The organism is Rhodoferax sp. GW822-FHT04A08, assembly GCF_058801025.1.
Window position 1 is genome coordinate 72,610 of record NZ_JBXAMW010000015.1, and the last position, 20,702, is coordinate 93,311.

21 protein-coding genes are annotated in these 20,702 nt (G+C 60.6%); 14 read left to right on the forward strand and 7 right to left on the reverse strand.

Annotation, left to right across the window (positions count from 1 at the left end):
* Window positions 1-12: 12 nt before the first annotated feature.
* On the reverse strand, window positions 13-1,227 hold the full coding sequence (locus AC1RMF_RS21820; protein WP_446738009.1) for a LysM peptidoglycan-binding domain-containing protein: 1,215 nt from the start codon (window positions 1,225-1,227) through the stop codon (window positions 13-15).
* Window positions 1,228-1,370: 143 nt separating this feature from the next.
* Here AC1RMF_RS21820 and def point away from each other — a divergent pair, with 143 nt between their 5' ends.
* From def to AC1RMF_RS21845, 5 genes are all read left to right on the forward strand, one after another.
* Window positions 1,371-1,880, forward strand: coding sequence for a peptide deformylase (gene def, locus AC1RMF_RS21825; RefSeq protein WP_342620352.1), 510 nt, complete (start codon window positions 1,371-1,373; stop codon window positions 1,878-1,880).
* A gap of 20 nt (window positions 1,881-1,900) precedes the next feature.
* Window positions 1,901-2,911 (forward strand): methionyl-tRNA formyltransferase, encoded by a 1,011-nt coding sequence (fmt, locus tag AC1RMF_RS21830; protein WP_493144349.1) that lies wholly within the window; start codon window positions 1,901-1,903, stop codon window positions 2,909-2,911.
* Complete coding sequence (locus AC1RMF_RS21835) at window positions 2,911-3,654, forward strand: AzlC family ABC transporter permease (protein WP_493144309.1); 744 nt, start codon at window positions 2,911-2,913, stop codon at window positions 3,652-3,654. The genes fmt and AC1RMF_RS21835 overlap by 1 nt, the downstream gene beginning before the upstream one ends.
* Before the next feature lie 2 nt (window positions 3,655-3,656).
* Window positions 3,657-4,016: an AzlD domain-containing protein gene (locus tag AC1RMF_RS21840; protein WP_493144311.1), complete on the forward strand. Its 360-nt coding sequence runs from the start codon at window positions 3,657-3,659 to the stop codon at window positions 4,014-4,016.
* A gap of 105 nt (window positions 4,017-4,121) precedes the next feature.
* Complete coding sequence (locus AC1RMF_RS21845; protein ID WP_493144313.1) at window positions 4,122-5,315, forward strand: phosphoglycerate kinase; 1,194 nt, start codon at window positions 4,122-4,124, stop codon at window positions 5,313-5,315.
* 19 nt (window positions 5,316-5,334) lie between these two features.
* On the opposite strand, the gene AC1RMF_RS21850 is transcribed toward AC1RMF_RS21845, so the two are convergent.
* Both AC1RMF_RS21850 and AC1RMF_RS21855 read right to left on the reverse strand, forming a co-directional pair.
* Entirely contained in the window at window positions 5,335-6,294 is a 960-nt protein-coding gene (locus AC1RMF_RS21850; protein ID WP_493144314.1) for a diguanylate cyclase, read from the reverse strand.
* 6 nt (window positions 6,295-6,300) lie between these two features.
* A complete protein-coding gene (locus tag AC1RMF_RS21855; RefSeq protein ID WP_493144316.1) occupies window positions 6,301-6,957 on the reverse strand; it encodes an Hpt domain-containing protein in 657 nt (218 codons plus the stop codon).
* A 150-nt stretch (window positions 6,958-7,107) separates the two neighbouring features.
* On the opposite strand from AC1RMF_RS21855, the gene pyk reads away from it, so the two are divergent.
* The 3 genes from pyk (at window position 7,108) to AC1RMF_RS21870 (ending at window position 10,690) form a co-directional block, all read left to right on the forward strand.
* Window positions 7,108-8,541: a pyruvate kinase gene (pyk, locus tag AC1RMF_RS21860; protein ID WP_342620358.1), complete on the forward strand. Its 1,434-nt coding sequence runs from the start codon at window positions 7,108-7,110 to the stop codon at window positions 8,539-8,541.
* Between the two features lie 96 nt (window positions 8,542-8,637).
* Window positions 8,638-9,702, forward strand: a complete 1,065-nt coding sequence (gene fba / locus AC1RMF_RS21865; protein WP_342620359.1) for a class II fructose-bisphosphate aldolase — start codon at window positions 8,638-8,640, stop codon at window positions 9,700-9,702.
* A gap of 82 nt (window positions 9,703-9,784) precedes the next feature.
* Window positions 9,785-10,690, forward strand: a complete 906-nt coding sequence (locus AC1RMF_RS21870; RefSeq protein WP_493144317.1) for a phosphoribosylaminoimidazolesuccinocarboxamide synthase — start codon at window positions 9,785-9,787, stop codon at window positions 10,688-10,690.
* 76 nt (window positions 10,691-10,766) lie between these two features.
* Here AC1RMF_RS21870 and AC1RMF_RS21875 read toward each other — a convergent pair whose 3' ends face one another.
* The 3 genes from AC1RMF_RS21875 to trxA all read right to left on the reverse strand — a co-directional run bounded on the left by AC1RMF_RS21875 (window position 10,767) and on the right by trxA (window position 14,094).
* Complete coding sequence (locus AC1RMF_RS21875; protein ID WP_342620361.1) at window positions 10,767-11,465, reverse strand: OmpW/AlkL family protein; 699 nt, start codon at window positions 11,463-11,465, stop codon at window positions 10,767-10,769.
* A gap of 18 nt (window positions 11,466-11,483) precedes the next feature.
* Window positions 11,484-12,995 carry an alpha/beta hydrolase family protein gene (locus AC1RMF_RS21880; RefSeq protein ID WP_342620362.1) on the reverse strand — a complete coding sequence of 504 codons (1,512 nt, stop codon included), beginning with the start codon at window positions 12,993-12,995 and terminating at the stop codon, window positions 11,484-11,486.
* A gap of 142 nt (window positions 12,996-13,137) precedes the next feature.
* Window positions 13,138-14,094 (reverse strand): thioredoxin, encoded by a 957-nt coding sequence (gene trxA / locus AC1RMF_RS21885; protein ID WP_493144319.1) that lies wholly within the window; start codon window positions 14,092-14,094, stop codon window positions 13,138-13,140.
* 35 nt (window positions 14,095-14,129) lie between these two features.
* On the opposite strand from trxA, the gene purE reads away from it, so the two are divergent.
* Genes purE through AC1RMF_RS21900 form a run of 3 tightly spaced genes read left to right on the forward strand, consistent with a single transcriptional unit; the run spans window position 14,130 to window position 16,915 of the window.
* The gene (gene purE, locus AC1RMF_RS21890) at window positions 14,130-14,633 is read left to right on the forward strand and encodes a 5-(carboxyamino)imidazole ribonucleotide mutase (protein WP_493144320.1); all 504 of its coding nucleotides are present in this window, start codon (window positions 14,130-14,132) and stop codon (window positions 14,631-14,633) included.
* Entirely contained in the window at window positions 14,633-15,817 is a 1,185-nt protein-coding gene (locus AC1RMF_RS21895; protein ID WP_493144321.1) for a 5-(carboxyamino)imidazole ribonucleotide synthase, read from the forward strand. The genes purE and AC1RMF_RS21895 overlap by 1 nt, the downstream gene beginning before the upstream one ends.
* A gap of 39 nt (window positions 15,818-15,856) precedes the next feature.
* The gene (locus AC1RMF_RS21900) at window positions 15,857-16,915 is read left to right on the forward strand and encodes an L-threonylcarbamoyladenylate synthase (protein WP_493144351.1); all 1,059 of its coding nucleotides are present in this window, start codon (window positions 15,857-15,859) and stop codon (window positions 16,913-16,915) included.
* Window positions 16,916-16,924: 9 nt separating this feature from the next.
* Here AC1RMF_RS21900 and dacB read toward each other — a convergent pair whose 3' ends face one another.
* Window positions 16,925-18,400, reverse strand: a complete 1,476-nt coding sequence (dacB, locus tag AC1RMF_RS21905) for a D-alanyl-D-alanine carboxypeptidase/D-alanyl-D-alanine endopeptidase (RefSeq protein ID WP_493144323.1) — start codon at window positions 18,398-18,400, stop codon at window positions 16,925-16,927.
* Window positions 18,401-18,454: 54 nt separating this feature from the next.
* Between dacB and AC1RMF_RS21910 the strand changes: the two genes are divergently transcribed.
* The 3 genes from AC1RMF_RS21910 to rimI are packed head-to-tail and all read left to right on the forward strand — an operon-like array spanning window position 18,455 to window position 20,690.
* Window positions 18,455-19,474: a DMT family transporter gene (locus AC1RMF_RS21910; protein ID WP_493144324.1), complete on the forward strand. Its 1,020-nt coding sequence runs from the start codon at window positions 18,455-18,457 to the stop codon at window positions 19,472-19,474.
* Entirely contained in the window at window positions 19,471-20,214 is a 744-nt protein-coding gene (gene tsaB, locus AC1RMF_RS21915) for a tRNA (adenosine(37)-N6)-threonylcarbamoyltransferase complex dimerization subunit type 1 TsaB (RefSeq protein WP_493144326.1), read from the forward strand. The genes AC1RMF_RS21910 and tsaB overlap by 4 nt, the downstream gene beginning before the upstream one ends.
* Window positions 20,211-20,690 carry a ribosomal protein S18-alanine N-acetyltransferase gene (gene rimI / locus AC1RMF_RS21920; protein ID WP_342620370.1) on the forward strand — a complete coding sequence of 160 codons (480 nt, stop codon included), beginning with the start codon at window positions 20,211-20,213 and terminating at the stop codon, window positions 20,688-20,690. Before tsaB ends, rimI begins: the two co-directional genes overlap by 4 nt.
* The last annotated feature ends 12 nt before the right edge of the window (window positions 20,691-20,702 follow it).

Here is a 20,702-nt window from a genome sequence, read left to right on the forward strand (position 1 = left end):
CAAAATTAAAAACTAGCGGGGAGACGCCAACCTGTCACCCACCCGCACGCCGTCGGTAATGTCCAGAATCAGCGCGTAGGACAGGTGGTCAAAGGTCCGGAACACCATCATCAGACCGTTGCGCTCATCGGGCAGCTTGAGCAGAGGACGGGCCTCGTCCTGCTTGTCGATGATGCGTGCACCGTTCTTGAGGATGGCGAGCACCGTGCCGCTGTCCACCCCGTCGAGTTTGCCCTTGTTGATGACTACCACCTGGTTCTGGGCGGCGTTTTCCACGGCGCTGCCATAGACCGAGACGATGCGTCCGGTAAGGGCACCTTGCGGCGCGTGCGGGGTGTAGGTGCGGATATCGCGCGGCGGTTCGGGCAGCAGGCGGTCTCCTACCCGTATCTCTTCCTTGGCACTGATGATGTCAATGCGCGCAGGAACGATGGCAGTGCTGACTTTCCCGCTGGCATCCACCTCTTCCGATGTGGTCTCGCTGCTCTTGAGTTTTGCCTTGCCAGCGTAAATGGCCTCATAACCCAGCACTGCGCCGGTTTCCGGATCTTTCAGGGGGGTCGCGGTACGGAACACCCGGAAGATCTTCTCGGATTGCTGGTCGTCCAGCAGCGGCATGCCATTTTGTCCGCGTGCATAAGCCCGGTCACCACGGGTCAGTAGTACGCGGCCCTCCTGGGCCGACACGATCCGCGGCGCAGCAGCAAACTCGAGCGCATCCACAATGATGGGCTCGGCAAGGAACGGTTCGATCACGCTGGGTCGCAAGGTCGGCAGCGCGCTATCAGGCAGCGCCTCCAGGCGATTCCGCGGTGAAACCCGTACGGTATTGATGTCTGCCGGTACCAGCCCACCGTCATCGATGCGCAAGGTGGCACGCCCATCCGCGCGTTCCAGCACCAGAACCTGACCGGGGTAGATACGGTGCGGATTCTTGATCTGGTCCAGGTTCATGCCCCATAGCTCAGGCCAGCGCCACGGGCTCTTGAGGTACAGCTTGGAGATGTCCCACAGGGTGTCGCCGCTCTTGATGGTGTAGCGGTCAGGGGCGTTGGGCGCCAGCTCACTCAGAGGGACGCCTTTTTGTGCGACTTGATTTGCTGTGGCCCTTTGGGCCGGGGTAATGGGGTAATTTTGTGCAAATGCTGGCGCAATCAATAGTGCGCTGGACAATGCAGTCAGGGCGGCCAGTGCCACTTTGGATTTCGCCATCAGGTGTATCGTCATATCGTGCAGCCGTCCCGGGGTTTGACTTGATAGTTTACGCACGATTTTGCGCTCAAGCCCTTGATTGGGCAACGTTTTTGGGTGTGCTGCCCAAACCGAATAGGCAAAAGTGGCGAAAATAGCGACATCTCTTCAGCAAAAACATGGCACTACTCCCGATTCTTTGTTATCCCGACCCCAAGCTATTCAAGGTCGCCAAGCCCGTCGCCTCCGTGGACGAGCGTATCCAGACGCTGGTTTCCGACATGCTGGAAACCATGTACGAAGCCAAGGGCATTGGCTTGGCTGCGACCCAGGTGAACGTGCATGAGCGCGTCATCGTTATCGACATTTCAGAGGAGCGCGACCAGCCACTGGTACTGATCAACCCCGAATTGACCTGGAAGAGCGAAGCCACCAAGCTCAACGAAGAAGGTTGCCTGTCGGTGCCCGGCATCTATGACGGAGTGGTTCGCCACGAGGCCGTGCACGTGCGGGCCTTGGACGAAAAAGGCCAGGAGCGCACCGTCGAAGCGGATGGCCTGCTGGCCATTTGCGTTCAGCATGAAATGGATCATTTGCTGGGCAAGGTGTTTGTGGAATACCTGTCTGTGCTCAAGCGCAACCGCATCAAGACCAAGATGCAGAAGCTGCAGCGCGAGGAAGCGCGTTGACTTCATTGCCTACAACGCCCCTGAAAGTCATCTTTGCCGGTACGCCGGAATTTGCACGCACGGCTCTGGAGCGCATCCACGCCGCCGGTATGCAGGTGGTGCTGGTGCTGACCCAGCCAGACCGGCCGGCCGGGCGAGGCATGAAACTGCAGGCTTCCAGCGTCAAGCAATTTGCGGTGGCCCAGGGACTGCCGTTGGCGCAACCTCAGGGCTTGAAGCTCGACGGAAAATACGCGCAAGACGCCGCCGCTGCGCGAGCGATGATCGAAGCCTGCGACGCTGATGTGATGGTGGTGGCTGCCTACGGGCTGATCCTGCCCCAGTGGGTGCTCGACACCATGCAAACGCCTCTCGCGGATGGCCGCAAGCGCTTGGGATGCCTCAATATCCACGGGTCCCTCTTGCCACGTTGGCGCGGAGCTGCACCCATTCACCGCGCCATTGAAGCCGGAGACAGCCAGACTGGCGTCACCATCATGCAAATGGATGCCGGGCTGGATACCGGTGACATGCTGCTGTGCCAGGCCATTGCCATCGAGGCGGACGACACGACCGCCACGCTGCACGACAAGGTGGCCACATTGGGTGCAGACATGATCGTGACCGCACTGCATGCGCTTGCCAAAGGCGAGCTGATGGCAACGCCCCAGCCGCAAGAGGGCGTGACTTACGCCCATAAGATCGAGAAGCACGAGGCAGCTATCGACTGGCGCGAAGATGCACTCAGCATTTGCCGCCGGGTGCGGGCCTTCAATCCCTTTCCGGGTGCCAGTACGGTGCTGCAAGGGGAGACCGTCAAGGTCTGGCAGGCGGTGCCGGGCTCTGCACCTACGGATGCCCTCCCCGGAACCGTGGTGGCAGTGGATGCCTCTGGCATTACCGTTGCCACAGGACGTGGTGCTGTGGTCATGCGGGAGCTGCAGCGGCCTGGGGGCAAGCGTTTGCCGGTTGATGCCTTTTTGCGCGGTTTTGATCTGCAAGCGGGGATGTGCTGCGAATCGGCTCCATCGACCAGAGACGCTGCACTCTGATGCAGACCATTCGCCAGATCGTCAGGAATACGGAGTTTCGCCAGGGTTTTGTGGAGATGGCGCAGGTCGCGCCGGGCATTGCCGCATGGGGGTTGATGACGGGTGTGGCCATGGTCAAGTCCGGATTGGGGACGGCTGAATCCTTGTTCATGGCCCTGACCGTGTTTGCCGGAAGTGCACAGCTCGCAGCCATTCCCCTGATGCTAGCGGGCGCGCCGATCTGGGTTATTCTGGCGACGGCGTTTTGCGTGAACCTTCGCTTTGTTGTGTTCAGCGCCCATATGCGCAGGTATGTCATGCATGTGCCATTCCTCAAGCGTCTCTTGTGCGGTTACCTCACCGGTGATCTGACTTACGTGCTGTTCGTCAAGCGTCACCCCGAACCGGCGACAGACGATGCAGGACGGGCCGATCAAGTCGCCTACCTGCTGGGCAATGGCAGCATCAATTGGTTCAGCTGGACCGCCAGCAGTCTGGTAGGCGTGGTACTGGCCAACTTCATTCCCACTACCTGGGGATTGGGCTTTGCAGGCATTCTTGCCTTGGTCGGTATGACCTGTTCGCTTGCTTCGTCCCCTTTGCGTTGGATTGCCGGAGGTATTGCGGCAGCAGCCGGCGTGGCGGCCTTTGCGCTGCCGCTCAAGCTGAATATTTTGGTGGCCATCGCGGCGGCCGTAGCTTTCAGTCTGATGCTGGAGCGCTCGCCCTGGGCGGGCCCTCTCACTGGCAAACCGGGTCGCTAGCCATGGGCACATTCATTGCTGACATCAGCGGCTGGCATATGGTGACCATCGTGGCGCTAGTGGGTGTGTCAGTGCTGACGCGCTGCTTTTTCTTCATCTCAGAGAAGGAATGGCAGCTGCCACATTGGGCCGAGCGCGGCCTGCAGTACGCGCCCATTGCGGCATTGGGCGCGGTCATTGCACCCGAGATCGTCATGAGCCAGGGGCAGCTGATTCACACGTTGGAAGATGCGCGCCTGTTTGGCGCATTGGGTGGTCTGGTCTACTATTTTGCTCGTCGCGGGGGAGGTCAGGCGGTGCTCGGCACCATAGTCGCCGGCATGGCAGTTTATCTGCCGCTGCATATCGGTTTGGGCTGGTGACACCACCTCGGTTACAGACTGCGCCTTGATACTTGTCACGCTCAGGACGTGTGCTGGCTTCTACAATCCGGCAAGCTTTATTGATCTTCCAACCAAGGTGAACCCATGAACGTAATCCGTTTTTCCGATTTGTGCGCCCAAGGCAAGGTGGCTGGCAAACGCGTGTTTATCCGCGCTGATTTGAATGTTCCACAAGATGATGCAGGCAACATCACCGAAGACACCCGCATTCGCGCCAGCGTTCCGTGCATTGAGCTGGCCCTGAAGGCCGGCGCTGCCGTCATGGTCACCTCCCATCTGGGGCGCCCCACGGAAGGAGCCTTCAAACCGGAAGATTCGCTGGCTCCGGTGGCCCGCCGCCTGGGTGAACTGCTGGGGCGTGAAGTGCCTTTGCTGTCCAACTGGGTGGACGGTGTGAGCGTGGCGCCCGGCTCACTGGTCATGCTGGAAAACTGCCGCGTCAACAAGGGCGAGAAGAAGAACGACGAGGCCTTGGCCCGCAAGATGGCGGCGTTGTGCGACATCTTCGTGCACGACGCGTTTGGTACCGCTCACCGCGCCGAAGCCAGCACCTACGGTATCGCCCAGTACGCCCCGATAGCCTGTGCGGGTCCGTTGCTGGCCGCTGAGATGGACGCCATTTCCAAGGCATTGATGGCACCCAAGCGTCCCTTGGTCGCCATCGTGGCGGGCTCCAAGGTGTCGACCAAGCTCACCATTCTCAAGAGTCTGGCCGCCAATGTGGACCAGCTCATTGTGGGTGGCGGCATTGCCAATACTTTCATGCTGGCGTCGGGATTGAAGATCGGCAAGAGTCTGGCGGAACCCGATCTGCTGGCTGAAGCGACTGCCGTGATTGAAGCCATGCGCGCGCGTGGAGCCGCCGTGCCTATTCCTACCGATGTAGTAACGGCAAAGACCTTTTCTGCGGACGCAATCGCGACCACCAAGCTGGCCATGGAAGTGGAGGACGACGACCTGATTCTGGACATCGGCCCTCAGACTGCGAAGGTACTGGCGGAGCAGCTCAAGGCCGCGGGCACCATCGTCTGGAATGGCCCCGTGGGCGTTTTTGAATTTGCTGCTTTCGAAGGTGGCACCCGCACCATTGCCCATGCCATCGCCGAGTCCAGCGCCTTCTCCATCGCGGGTGGTGGTGACACCCTGGCAGCGATTGCCAAGTACGGCATTGAAAAGCAGATTGGCTACATATCCACCGGTGGCGGTGCTTTCCTCGAAGTGCTCGAAGGCAAGACCCTGCCGGCGTTCGAGATTCTGAGCCGCCGCGCCGCGCAATAGGCGCAGTGGAAGGGGCGGCTCAGGTGGCCGTCTCCAGCACGCTGCTGCACACGCGGGCACGCCCCGTGTGCTTGGCCTCATACAGCATGATGTCGGCTAGGCCGATCAAGTCCGTTGCTTCGTTTCCCGCATTGCCGACACGCGTTGCCAGTCCCACACTGATGGTGATGACATCGGCGACGCTGGAGGTTGCGTGCGGTATGTTCAATTCCCGGATGCTGCGTTGCAGGCGGTCCGCAATGGCCAGAGCATCTTCATAGGAGGTTTCTGGAAGTATGCAGGCGAATTCTTCTCCGCCGAAGCGTGCAACCAGATCCGCGGGGCGCTTCAGGCTGATTTTGAGTGCATTGGCAACCTGTCGGAGCGCATCATCACCGGCTTGGTGGCCGTATTGGTCGTTGAACAGCTTGAAGAAGTCCACATCCAGAAGAATGAGCGACAGCGGTGAATTGCTGCGCACCGCACGTGCCCATTCCGTGAGAATTTGCTGGTCGAAGTAGCGCCGGTTGAACACACCAGTCAGACCATCCAGGAAGACCAGCCGACGCAACAGGTCGGATTGGAACTTGAGGGTCAGGTGAGTCTTGACCCGGGCCCGCACCACGTCCGGATTCACCGGTTTGGCAATGAAGTCCACCGCGCCCAGATTCAGGCCATGCGTCTCTTGCGCCGGATCGGTGTGGGCGGTCACAAAAATGATGGGTATGTGACTCGTGGTTTCGTCAGCCTTGAGCCGTTTGCAGACTTCAAATCCATCCAATCCGGGCATCACCACGTCCAGCAGAATCAGGTCCGGGGGATTGCCCTTGCACAGCTCCAGAGCCTGCTCGCCACTGGTGGCCATGAATACCTGATAGTCGCCAGCAAAGCACCGGTACATGACCTGGATGTTGATGGGCTGATCGTCCACGACCAGCAGCTTGGGCTTGCCGTGCGTGCTATCCAGTAACTTCGCCACAGAGGTCTCGATATCGTTCATGTTCTACTATGCGAGTGGGCTGCATTTGCGAATCAGTTCATCGCATTGAACCATAGCTTGTGAGAAATCAAAAGCCTTGAGCCATAGCCCGAGCTGTTTCAGAGGCTCAGCCAAATCTGGGTAGGTTGTCTGCAGTGCAGAAAATCGGTCCAGAGCCGCCAGGTCGGATCGGGCCAGCAAGTGGCGCAAATCCCGCAAGTCGTTCAGGAGAGCGAGATTGTGTTGACCTTGCGCCGAGGACGAGGCATCCATTGCTGTCGGCTGGGCTTGCTGTTTCAGATAGGTCTCAAGTTCAGCAGCAGTTTGCTGCGTTCCCTCCTGCAGGGCGGCAGTCATCTTGCTGCGGATTACGGCGTCGAGTGTGCGGGACTCGGCGAGCATGGTCTTGAGCACGAGTTCGCAGCGCCTGCATATTTCTGAAAGTCTTTGTGCTCCTACCGTCAACGACAAGCCCTTGAAGGTATGCAATGTCCGCGTGGCTTCCGTAAGGTCGGTACGAGCCAGGGCGGTTTCCAGTGATGCAAGCAGACCGGCAAGTTCGATCACGTAGGCTTGGGCTATTTCAAGGTACAGCTCCTCACTCTCGTCCATCAGGGTAATGGCGCCAGCGGTGTCCAGGACCGGCACAATATCCAGCCCGGTGGAAAAGGCATCGTTGCCCATTGGGGCAGGCTGGGGTGCAGAGGAGTGCATCAGATGGTAGTCTTGTGCTTGGATTGTCGCATGCGTAGGCGCCATCTTGTCGCAGGTTTGTAACTGGAGTGGTGGCCCTTCCGTGTGAGAATGGGCGGATTATTCCAAGGAGACGTTTCCATGCCCCGTCGCGCTACCAAGATTGTTGCCACCCTGGGTCCAGCCTCCAGCGACCCGGCGTTGCTGGAGCAGATGATTCGTGCAGGCGTGAACGTCGTGCGCCTGAATTTCAGTCATGGCAAGGCGCAGGACCATATCGATCGCGCCCGTCTGGTGAGAGAGGCGGCCCATCGTGCCGGCCGTGAAGTCGCCATCATGGCCGACTTGCAGGGCCCCAAGATCCGCGTGGGCAAGTTTGCCGAAGGCAAGGTGTTTCTGGAGCCTGGGCAGAAGTTCATTCTGGACGCGGCCCGCACAGAGCTGGGTGATATTGATGCCGTAGGCCTGGATTACAAGGAACTGCCGCGCGAAGTGAAGGCCGGGGACGTGCTGCTACTCAACGACGGGTTGATCGTGATCACGGTGGATGCGGTCATCGGGGAGCAGGTGCACACCACTGTCAAGCTGGGTGGCGAGCTATCCAACAACAAGGGTATCAACAAGCAAGGCGGTGGCCTGACGGCGCCCGCATTGACGGCCAAGGACATGGACGACATACGCATCGCGATGGGCTTCCAGGCCGACTATGTGGCAGTGAGCTTTCCCAAGAATGCCACCGACATGGAAATGGCGCGCCAGTTGTGCAATGTGGCCGCGCATGAGTTTGGTCACAAGCCGGGGCTGATTGCCAAAATCGAACGGGCCGAGGCTATCCCCAAGCTGCTGGAAATCCTGTTGGCCAGCGATGGCATCATGGTGGCGCGTGGGGACTTGGCCGTAGAAGTGGGCAATGCCATTGTTCCTGGCCTGCAAAAGCGCATGATCAAACTGGCACGCGAACATGACCGCGTGGTCATCACTGCGACCCAGATGATGGAGTCCATGATCACCAACCCGGTCCCGACCCGCGCTGAGGTGAGCGACGTGGCCAATGCAGTGTTGGACGGAACGGACGCCGTGATGCTGTCGGCTGAAACCGCGTCCGGCAAGTACCCGCTGGAAACCATTGTGGAAATGGCCAAGATATGCCATGCCGCCGAAGGCCACGAGGACTTTGAGCTGGAAGCCGACTTCACTGGCAAGAAGTTCAGCCGCATCGACCAAAGTATCGCCATGGGCGCGCTGTTTACCGCCCACCACCTGGGCGCCAAGGCGATTGTGGCCATGACGGACAGTGGCTCTACGCCCTTGTGGATGAGTCGCCATCTGATTCGTGTGCCAATCTATGCCCTGACCTCGAAAGTGGCTACACAGCGCAAAATGGCCTTGTACCGCAACGTGCGTCCGCTCTTCATGGACACCAGCGGCGATCGTGATACGGCCTTGCACCAAGCCGAAAGCCACCTCAAGGCGCGAGGCATTGTGCAAAGCGGCGATGTGTACGCCATCACCTGCGGTGAGCCTATGGGGGAGCCTGGTGGCACCAATATGCTCAAGATTTGTCAGGTGAGCTAAAGCGCCTGCACGGTAGAATCGCCCCCGAGGTACAGGTTACCAAGCGGTTACAGAATGGAGCCGCGGCAGATTTTTTAACTTCCTGGGGATTCACCAATGGCACTCGTTTCCATGCGCGAACTGCTGGACCATGCAGCAGTCAAGGGTTACGGCATTCCAGCCTTCAACGTCAACAATCTGGAGCAGGTGCAGGCCGTGATGGCAGCCGCAGATGCGGTGGGTGCTCCCGTCATTCTTCAGGCCAGTGCAGGTGCACGCAAGTACGCTGGTGAAGCCTTCATCAAGCACCTGATATCCGCCGCCGTGGAGGCCTATCCCCACATTCCCTTGGTGATGCATCAGGATCACGGCCAGAGCCCCGACGTCTGCAAGGGGGCCATCAACCTGGGCTTCAGCTCGGTGATGATGGATGGCAGCCTAGAGGCTGACGGCAAGACCATTGCCAGTTACGAATACAACGTCGACGTCACCCGCAAGGTGGTGGAGATGGCCCACGCCACTGGCGTGACGGTGGAAGGGGAACTGGGTTGCCTGGGTAGCCTGGAAACCATGAAGGGCGACAAGGAAGACGGCCATGGCACCGATGCCACCATGACCAAGGACCAGTTGTTGACCGACCCCGAGCAGGCTGCCGACTTTGTCAAGCGTACCCAGCTGGACGCTCTGGCCATCGCCATCGGCACCAGCCACGGCGCATACAAGTTCACCCGCAAGCCCACAGGGGATATCCTGGCCATCGAGCGGGTCAAGGAGATCAACCGTCGCCTGCCCAACACACACTTGGTGATGCACGGCTCCAGCAGCGTGCCACAGGACCTGCTGGCCATCATCAACCAGTACGGTGGCAAGATCAAGGAAACCTACGGCGTGCCGGTCGAGGAAATCCAGAAGGCCATCCAGTTCGGCGTGCGCAAGATCAACATCGATACCGACATCCGCTTGGCCATGACCGCCGCCGTTCGCAAGTTCCTGTTTGAAAACCCCGAGAAATTTGATGCCCGCGAGTGGCTCAAGCCAGCGCGCGAAGCGGCCATGAAGATTTGCAAGCAGCGCTATATCGAGTTTGGCTGTGAAGGCCAGGCTGCCGGCATCAAGGGCGAGAGCCTGTCGGTGGTGGCGGGCAAATACAGCCGCGGTGAGCTGGCGCAAGTCGTACAGTAAGCACCACAGCCGCGCTTTGCGATAATCGCAGGCTCGCCAAGGCCCTTCGGGTTGTGGCGGGCCTTTTCACTTTCAGGATGCCATGACCGCAGTAGTACATACCTCCGCCCTTTCCCTTCCCTTGCTGGCCCGTGGCAAGGTGCGTGACAATTATGCGGTGGGGGATGACCGCATACTCATGGTAGCCAGCGACCGGCTATCAGCCTTTGATGTGATCATGGGCGAGCCCATTCCAGGCAAGGGCGCTTTGCTGACCCAGATGGCGCTGTTCTGGTTCGAAAAGTTGGGCCCCCACGGCGCCAATATCTGCCCCAACCACCTCACTGGCGATGCACCCGAGAGTGTGGTTCAACCGTCCGAGGTGGCGCAGGTAGCAGGCCGCTCCATGCTGGTCAAGCGCCTCAAGCCCTTGCCGGTAGAGGCGGTGGTGCGCGGCTATCTGGCTGGCAGTGGCTGGAAGGAATACCAGGAAAACGGTGCAGTCTGCGGCGTGAAGTTGCCAGCTGGCCTGAAGAACGCGTCCAAGCTGCCGGAACCGATCTACACACCGGCTGCCAAGGCCGCCGTGGGCGACCATGACGAGAACATCACCTTCGAGAAGACGGTGGAGATGATCGGTCTGGAGCTGGCCACGCAAATCCGCGATATCAGCATCCGCCTGTACAAAGCCGCTTCCGAGATTGCGCTGACCAAAGGCATCATTATTGCCGACACCAAGTTCGAGTTTGGTCTCGACAAGGATGGCACGCTCACGCTGATGGACGAGGTGCTGACGCCAGACTCGTCGCGCTTCTGGCCGCAGGAAAGTTACCAGGAGGGCACCAATCCGCCTAGCTATGACAAGCAGTTCGTGCGCGACTGGCTGGAGCAGGCCAAGGTCGATGGAAAGCCATGGAGCAAGACTCCGCCGGCACCTCGCGTGCCCAATGAGGTGATTGCCAAGACGGCTGCCAAGTACCAGGAAGCGTTGGCGCGATTGACGGGTTGAGCCCTGGATTGAAACAATAAAAGGCATAGCCCAAGAGGGCTATGCCTTTTTGATGGCTGTCAAAAAGTTTGGCGTATCAGAACGCGTAACCTACAGACAATATAAGTACAGACGGGCTGAACTTAATGTCGGTCTTGCGTTCTATGCCGTATGTATTGTTGGTTAGCGTGGATTTCACGTCCGCCGTTGACCATGTCCCAGAGATGGACCATGGGCCATCCAATTTATATGTCGCTCCAACCTGCGCAGCTAAGCCCCATGAATCAGTGAGTTTGTTATTTGTGGTTCCGCCACTCAGTTGGTTGAAAAGCGGTGCGGAGTTGGCTTGGTCAAACATGGTGTAGTTGATGCCAATACCCACAAAAGGTCGGAATTTGTCTGTGGACTCGCCGAACTTGTAGTTGGCAAACAACGTCGGAGCGATCTGGCGCACAGTGCCAATCAACTGCCCTTGTTTGGAAGCAACGCTGGGCGGAAGGTTGGCAGCATTGAGTACCTTCAGAGTCACATCATGTGTGGGTGGCAGGCCCAGTGCCAATTGCAAATCCCAGTTGTCTGTGATGTTGCGTGAAATGCTGAAAAATACCGTATCTTGTGACTTGACGTTCAAGCTCGTCGTATTCGCCGGCAGGAAAGGACCTGATGTTGCACCGGCATTTGCACCCGGGTCTACATTCGCATATCCGATTTGCACGGTGTACTGAGCGAATGCCCCGCTAGTTGATAGGAGTGCACCGGCTGCAATGATGGACAACGGAAAGAATTTGTTTTTCATATCGATTTCTCCGTCAAATTAGAAGTTAGCAAAGTACCCGCTCGCTGCCGCAAGGCAAAACGGGGGAACCAGCGATCCGTGATATGCCTTTACTACTGCAAGCGGGTCAGTAGGAGCAGCCGCTTGTGTCGCTATCTTGGCTTGTTGGAAGCCAGCCTGCAGTGCGGAAATAGTTGCACCGGTAACTTTTGTGACGGTACCTAGACTATTTGTCACCGGATATGTGTTTTCCAAATCGAGAATACTGAGGTATGGATTTGATGCGTGAGTGGCCGCGAAATAATCGGCATTCACGTAAAAGAAGACCGTTGGGTCCTGGGCTCCACCACAGAGCATCATGGGCTTGTCCACGGTCATCGAAAGTACGTCGTTTAACTTCAAGGCTGACCGCAGGGCATTGGTCGGTGTGGCATTGGGGATATCAGTCGCGTATGCGCTCCTTGCGGTATCAGTGATCAGATTTCCGGGGCCCACGCCACCTGCAAACAATTGCGCAAATGCTGCGGGACTAGATGCTGCACCTCCCGAGAACAACGTTGCGGCTGGGACTATGCCGCTGGTTATAAGGGTCGTAGACGTGTAGTTTCCAGGAAAAGCTGCTTCTATGCCTGCAGCATAGGTCGACGAATAATAGTCTGTTGGCGCACTGTATATCGTTCCGTAGGTTTTTTGGTAGCCATTGATGACCATAGGCATCAGGGTCGTACTACCCGCAGGAACTTGGCCAGAAATGATTGCGTCACCATAATTAAGGAGTGAACTTACGGGCTCCAGCGGCGCCGTCGCCGTGACGGTCATATTGAGCGCACGCATGGCCCGCAAAGTCGCCATTGCAACATGTCCGCCCTGCGAGATACCTGTAATGAACAATTTGCCATTGTCGGAAACCGGTGCCAACAAACTTGGAAGCGCGGTTCTTGCAGCCGTCAAGGCATCTATCATGTCCTTGGACTGCTGATCAGCTACCAAGAACGGGTGATAAGGTAGCGGGGAACTGTCATAGCCAGCATAGTTGGGTGCCACCACGATGTAGCCCTTTGCAGCCAGTTGTGACGCGACAAGTGTTTGTTCGCCATGTGCCGGATTGGTGGCGTCAATAAAGTCAGCTAGGTTATAGCGACGCTCTACTGCAGTGCCATGCGCGTGCAACACGATGGGGCGGGCGCCTGAGCAATTGGCACCGGGACCAGTAGGTACCATTAAGGCCGCTGAAGCTTGAGTCGCCTCGCCTTTGCCACCAACGGTTCCATACTTTATGTAATGCACGTCAATGCCGCACGGCAGCGTGCCAGAGGTGGATCCCGTTGCCAGTTGAAGCAAAGTCTGCCCGCTGGCCCCGGCCGCGATCAATTCGCCGGAAAACTCTGCGGCACTAAGCGAGAGTGTGCGCGGTGGCGGGCTTTGTACCAGCGTGCCCCGTCCAGGGTTGTTATTGACCGAGCCAGCATTACCGCCGTCGCCTCCACCACCGCAGGCGGCCACCAAGAGCGCGGCGCCTACTGCGGCCCAGGTTGATTTCGAGAATTTCATTCATCGTCTCCTAAATTGATCTTCTGCAAATAGAACGATCGTGCTATTTCAGGAGCAGATGATCCTATGCTCCCTTCATTTTGAAGAGAGGGTAAACACCAAAGCGGCGACGATTTTTTGAGCTAATTGAGAAAAAGCAAGGTCAATTCAGCGCCATGCTGAGCTTGCGGCGGTAGCTGGAAACCATTTGTGCCTGCGGGTCGAGTTCGGTTACACCCTTGCCAGTGAGCTCGATTCCGCCAGCGCTTTTGCCCGCATTGGCCGGGTCCAACTTGGGCTTGGGTGGGGTTAGCAACTCCAGAATGGCCACAAAAGTCTTGCGTGGAACCGCATCGTTCCAGGTCTTGTCGCGCATCACGATTTCCAGCAACTCATCCATGGCGGCGGTCCAGTTGCCGCTCACCATCAGCACCCGGGCCTTGGCTAGCCGGGCATCGAAGTCGCGTTTGTTGGCGGCAATCAATGCATCAAATTGCTCGGGCGCCCAGCCGCCGCGCGGGTCATTCTCCACAAACAGGATGGCGTGCAGAAACTGCTCCAGCGCCTCAAACCGGATCTGGCGCGGGATTGCCGCCAGGGCAGGGGCCAGAGCGGCTTCTGCGTCCTGCAGCATATTGCTTTCGATGAGCAGCTTGACGTAGTCGTAGCGGGCGTCGTCATTGCCGGGATCGATGGTCAACGCTTCGTGCAGCTTGTGCAGCGCGGCCTGCGGGTCACCAGCGGCCAGGAGGGCCTGCGCACTCTCTGCATCTTCCTCGGCCTGCATTTCTTCCGCGGCCGGCACATGCTTGTCCAGAAACGCCTTGAGCTGTCCTTCGGGAATGGCACCCATGAAGCCGTCCACTGGTTTGCCGCCGATCATGAGCACGCAGGTGGGAATGCTGCGGATGCCGAAGGCCTGGCTGAGCTCCTGCTCCTGATCAGAGTCAATCTTCACCAGCTTGAAGCGCCCGTCATAGTCGGCTTCCAGCTTTTCCAGCAACGGACCAATCACTTTGCAAGGGCCGCACCAGGGCGCCCAGAAGTCCACCAGCACGGGAATCTGGTGGGATGCGGCGACGACTTCGGCTTCGAAGTTTTCAAGGGTGACGTTGATCATGGGTACAGGCTCTGGGTAAAACGTAAAATTCAGGGATGAAAACCATCCAAGTAGGCGTCGTCATGGGTTCCAGCTCCGACTGGGACACCATGCAACATGCAGTGCAGATTCTCCAACAGTTTGGAATCGGCTTTGAAGCAAAGGTGGTTTCCGCCCACCGCATGCCTGATGAAATGTTTGACTATGCAGAGCAAGCGGCAGGCCGTGGCCTGAAAGCCATCATCGCCGGAGCTGGCGGTGCAGCCCACCTGCCGGGCATGCTGGCGGCCAAAACCACCGTGCCGGTGTTGGGCGTTCCGGTGGCCAGCAAGCATTTGCAGGGCGTCGACTCCTTGCACAGCATCGTGCAGATGCCCAAGGGCGTTCCCGTGGCGACCTTTGCCATCGGCAATGCCGGTGCGGCCAACGCGGCGCTGTTTGCGGTGGCGCTGTTGGCCAACTTTGACAGCGATCTGCGTCTGGAGCTCGAAGCCTTCCGCCGTGACCAGACCCAGGCAGCCACCGATATGGTGCTGCCCATTACCGGTAGTGCAGCGTAATGGCGGAGCTGAACCTACTGGGTGGACCGCAGGAAATCACGCTGGGCGTGATGGGCGGCGGGCAACTGGGCCGCATGTTTGTGCATGCGGCGCAGCGCATGGGTTACTTCACTGCCGTGCTGGACCCTGATCCTGTCAGCCCTGCAGGACGGGTCTGCCACCACCACATCCAGACCAGTTACACCGACCCGGCAGGCCTGGCTCGCTTGGCTGAAGTGGCGCATGCCATCACCACCGAATTTGAGAACGTGCCTGCGCCAGCTCTGGCCGAGCTGGCCAAGAGCCGCCCCGTTGCCCCTGCCGCATCGGCTGTGGCCATTGCCCAGGACCGCGCGGCCGAGAAGGCGCATTTCGGGAACTGCGGCGTACCGTGTGCGCCCTATGCGGTCATTGAAACCGCTGAGCAACTGGCTGCCGTGCAGGACCAGCTGCTGCCAGGCATTCTCAAGACAGCACGCCTGGGCTACGACGGCAAAGGCCAGGTGCGGGTTCGCACCCGTGCCGAACTGGCCGAAGCCTGGAGCACCTTGAAGCAGCAGCCTTGCGTGCTGGAAAAGATGCTGCCACTGCAGCTGGAGTGCTCGGTGATCGTGGCGCGCGGCAGCGACGGGCAATGTGTCAACCTGCCGGTACAGCGCAATCTGCACCGCAACGGCATTCTGGCCGTGACCGAGGTATATGCCGGCAATATCCCCGTAGCCCTTGCGCAGCGCGCGATCGCTGCTGCGAAATCCATAGCGCAGGGGCTGCAATACGTGGGTGTTCTCTGCGTGGAGTTCTTTGTGCTGGACGAGGCCAGCCCCGAGGGGCAAAGCTTGGGTGGTCTGGTAGTAAACGAGATGGCACCGCGCCCGCACAACAGCGGCCACTACAGCATGGACGCCTGCGATGTCTCCCAGTTCGAGTTGCAGGTGCGCACCCTGGCCGGGCTGCCGCTGGTGCAGCCGCGCCAGCACAGCCCCAGCATCATGCTCAATCTGTTGGGCGACATCTGGCCCGAAGGCGGCGTGCCCGCGTGGGACCAGGTGCTGGCCTTGCCGGGCACGCATTTGCATCTGTATGGCAAGCTCCAGGCCAGCAAGGGCCGCAAGATGGGCCACCTCAACATCACCGGTGCCTCGGTGGAGCAGGTGCGCAACACCGCACTGCAGGCCGCAAGGATTTTGGGCATTGAAGCTTTCTAAGCCAACCAAGAGGCCAACGCCATGATCGTGTCCGCCTATGTGTTTGCCGACGGCGTGGAGCTCGCACCTGATGCCATCGCTGCAGCAGCGCAGGCGATCCGCAAGGGTGGCCTGCTGGGCTTGCCGACCGAGACCGTCTATGGCCTGGGTGCCGATGCCGACAACGGTACGGCGGTGGCGGGCATCTTTGCCGCCAAGGGCCGGCCCAACGACCATCCGCTCATTGTGCATGTGGCTTCCTTTGATGGCGGCATGTCTGGCGTGTCCCACTACGCCGCACGTGTGCCAGCCTTTGCGCAGCAGCTGATGTCGGCCTTCTGGCCGGGCCCGTTGACCCTGATCCTGCCACGCCGCGACGGCGTGGGCGCTGCGGCTGCGGGCGGGCAGAACACCATTGGCCTGCGCTGCCCAGCGCATCCGGTGGCGCAGGCGGTGCTCTCGGCGCTGCGCCAACCGACCGATGGCGAGCCGGTCGTCTGGGGCATAGCGGCACCCAGTGCCAACCGCTTCGGGCGGGTAAGCCCCACTACGGCGCAACATGTGCTGGGCGAGTTTGCCGACAGAACCGACCTGCTGATTCTGGACGGCGGCCCCTGTGACGTGGGCATTGAGTCCACCATCATCGACTGCACCCGCGGCGCCCCGGTGCTGCTGCGCCCCGGCGCCATCACCGCGGACCAGGTGGCCGCAGCCTGTGGTCGCGCCTTGGTTACACCCGAGGAACTGGAGGCCCAAGGTCAGGCAACGCCACGCGCCTCCGGCACACTGGAGTCGCACTATGCACCCAATGCCACCGTGCGTCTGATGGATGCCAAAGCCTTGCAGCAGGCGCTGGACATGCTGGGTACTACCGACGTGGACAAGACTGCGAAGGGCGGCCCCTCGATTGCGGTCTATTCCCGCACTGCGATGAAGACGGCTGCGCGCCAGATCGAGCAGCGCCGCATGCCCTCCGACCCTGCCGTGGCAGCGCATGAACTGTTCTCGGTGCTGCGTGAGCTCGATGCCTTGCGCGTCAAACTGATCTGGGTGGAAACACCGCCCGCGGGCAGCGCCTGGGACGGGGTGCGGGACCGCCTGCAGCGCGCCGCCGCCTGAGCCACGGACTCAGTTGTCCTTGGCAACCCAGTCCACCAGCGTCTCCATCACCGTGCGCGCGGCGTCCGTGCTGGCATTGGCATGGTTGATCAGCGCCACCAGGATGTAGCGTTTGCCGCTTGCGCCATCCACATAGCCCGCGCGGGCGATCACGTTGCTCAGCGAGCCGGTCTTGAGGTGGGCGCTGGCCATTGCCTTGGACTTGAAGCGCTTGAGAGTCCCGTCCACGCCGGTCAGGGGCAGCGAGCTCATCAGCTCCGGCATGGTGGGTGAGCGGTAGGCCTTCTGCAGCAGCAGTGCCAGACCCTGGGCGCTGATGCGTTCGTTGCGCGACAGGCCGGAGCCGTTGTCCAGCACTGGCACATCCTCCGTGCTGATGCGGTCCTTCCACCAGCGCTGAATCACGGCACGCGAGGCGATGAAGCTGCCGCCGCTCATTCCGCTCGCTGCGTCCGTTGCGGGCGCCGACGCATCCGCTGGAGGCGCCAGCACACGCCCCAGGGTCAGAAAGACCTGCTGCGCCATCACGTTGTTGCTGAACTTGTTGATGTCGCGAATGATTTCCGCCAGCGGCGCCGACGTGCTTTCCAGTGTGGGTTTGCCCGCTGCCAATGGGGCGGGAACCGTCCCGTAGCGCACGTTGCCGGTGAGCTTTCCACCCATGTCCAGCCAGAGCCCCTGCACTGCGCGCAAGGCGTAGCTGCGTGGTTCTGCGTAGGCCACCGGCCAGACTTTCTCGCTGCAATCTGCGGCGTAACTGCCCGCAAACCGGATGCGACTGGCGTCGGAGAAGTCCGCCTTGAGCGCTGCGCGGTAATCGCCACACTCCGCGTTGCTTAGCGGTACCGTGTTTTGCGTCAGCACGCCGTACAGCGCGGGATCAAACTGGACCAGGGCGGTATTGCTGCCGCGGTCCGGGGTGAAGGTCATCACCACCGATTTGTAGTTGATCAGCAGGGCATCGGGCGATGCGTTGTAGGGGCGCAGGGGCTCGCCATCAAAGCTGGCCGGGTCGGTGTCGGGAACGTCCAGCGCGCTACGGTCCAGCACCACGTCGCCAGCAATCTGCCGGATGCCCAAGCCCTGCAACCGGCGCAGCAGCAGCCAGAGCCGCTCCAGCACCAGCTTGGGATCGCCCTGGCCCTTGATATAGACATTGCCGGTGAGCGTGCCGTCGTGCACCGCACCATCCACATACACCGGCGTGTTCCAGGTATAGGCCGGTCCCAGGAGGTCGAGCGCCGCATAGGTGGTGACCAGCTTCATCACGGACGCCGGATTCATGGGAGCCTGCGCGCGGTGGCTCAGCCTGGGTGCTGCATTGGCGCCGTCCGCATCGACGACCAGCAGGGCCACTGCATCGCGCGGTATCTTGGCGCGCGCCAGTGCGGCATCCACTTCCACTGGAATGGCCGCCACGGGCGCGGCCATGGCACCACAGCAAAGGGCGCACAACAGCAGGACACGCAAGATGGAAGACAGCATGCGTCCATTATCCGGTGCAGCCAGCGGCCATGGACTAGCCGCGATAATCCCTGCATGTCTCTCCCTCCCGCAACTGCAGTGCCTGGCGCCATGCCACGCCTTTCGCCCAAAGTGGTGGGTCTTTTGGCAGCCTTGGTCACGGTGCTGATCTGGACCGGCTTCATCGTGGTGGCGCGTGCCTCGGCCGACCCTTCCCGTGCGCCCACCCTGGGTCCCCTGGACATCGTGTTTACCCGTCTGCTGGGTGCCGCTGCGATTCTGTTGCCCATGGGCTGGTGGCTGACCCGGGTGCAGCGCTTGCGCCAGCAGGAGGCCGGGCAAGTGGCCGATGCTGGCTCTATGTGGGGCTTTTCGCCACTGCCGTTGCGCACCACGGTGCTTACCGGTTTGTTTGGTGGCCTGCTGTATGGCGTGCTGGCCTATAGCGGTTTCGTCTATGCGCCTGCAGCGCACGGCTCGGTGCTGCTGCCGGGCAGTCTGCCCCTGTGGACGGCGCTGTTGTCCATTCCCTTGCTCGGGGACCGTATCACCCGTACGCGCGCCCTGGGGCTGCTGTGCATCGTGGCCGGGGACCTGCTGGTGGGCGGCGGTAGCCTGTTGCATGCGCTCAATGGCAGCGGCATCTGGCGCGGTGACTTGCTGTTCATCGCCGCTTCGGTGGCCTGGTCGGTCTACAGCGTGCTGGTGCGCAAGCATGCGCTGCAGGCGGTATACGCCACCACGGCGATCACGGTGTTTGCCTTCTTTGTGTATGTGCCGCTGTACTGCATCCTGGTCTGGGCCGGTGTGCTGCAGGGCTTGTTCTTCACGGCTCCGCTGCATGACGTGGTGTTGCAGATGCTGATGCAGGGCGTGGGCTCGGTGGTGGTGTCGGGCATTACCTTCAACATGATGATCCGCACCTACGGCCCGGTGCGCTCCACCATGCTGACCGCGGTGGTGCCCGGCTTGTCTGCACTGTCGGCAGCGTTGCTGCTGGGTGAGCCATTGCCGTGGAATGTGCTGTGCGGGTTGACGCTGGTGACCATGGGCATCGTGTTTGGTGTGCACCAGGCGGGAGCGAAGAAAGCATGAAGCTGCTGGCCTTTGATACCAGTGCCGACCAGATGACCATTGCGGTCTCGCGCGATGACGGCGCTGCTGCAGGCCTGTGGGAACTGCAGGGCGAGGGCGGAGCCAAGGCGTCTGCCGGTCTCATCGCCGGCGTGCTGGATCTGATGCGCCAGGCCGGCCTGGAGCTGCGTGAGCTCGATGCCATCTGCTTTGGCTGCGGACCGGGTTATTTCACTGGTTTGCGTACCGCCTGCGCCGTGGCCCAGGGTCTGGCGTTTGGCGCGGATGTGCCGGTGCTGCCGGTCAACTCGCTGCTGGCCGTGGCCGAAGATGCGCGGCAGCAGTTCGCTGAGGCAGCCGGGACGCTGCGCGTGCACGCCATGCTCGATGCGCGCATGGACGAAATCTACAGCGCCGTCTTTGACTGCACCGGCGGTCTCTGGACGGAAGTGCAGGGCGCGGTGCTGGCGAGTCCTGAGGCTATTGCCATCACCGTGCAAGCCGAAGCCACCACGCTGGCAGCCGGCAATGTGTTTGGCGTGTATGGAGCGCGCCTGCACGGCATCCAGAGCGAGGTGCGCCAGGTGGCGGCTGCGCCCAAGGCCAGCGCCATGCTGCGCCTGGCACCGCAGCTGCTGGCCGCGGGCAAGGCCGTACCCGCCGAGCAGGCGCTGCCCACCTATGTGCGCGACAAGGTGGCACAGACCACGGCGGAACGCGCCGCCATCAAGGCCGCCCAGGCTGCGGGAGCCCACCTATGAGCGCGCAGTTCGATGGCCGCCGCGAGATGGCAGAGGCGCATTTCGAGCCGTTGCTGGCGGACCGTCTGGAAGAGGTCATGCGGGTGGAGCAGCGCGCCTATGCCAGTCCCTGGTCGCGCACCAATTTCCTGGATGCGCTGCACAGCGGCTACCAGGCCCAGATGCTCATGGCCAACGGCTACGTGCTGGGCTACTTTGTGGCCATGAAGGGCGTGGACGAGGTGCACCTGCTCAACATCACCGTGGCACCCGAGTTCCAGGGCCAGGGCTGGTCCCGGGTGATGCTGGATGCCTTGGCGCTCTGGGCGCGCGGGCAGGGCGCCGAGTGGCTGTGGCTGGAAGTGCGAGTGGGCAATGTGCGGGCCATCAAGGTCTACGAAGCCCACGGTTACCGCCGCGTCGGTTTGCGCAAGGCCTATTACCCGGCCGGGCACGGCCAGCGCGAAGACGCGATTGTGATGAGCCTGCGCCTGTGAAAGACAAGGAAC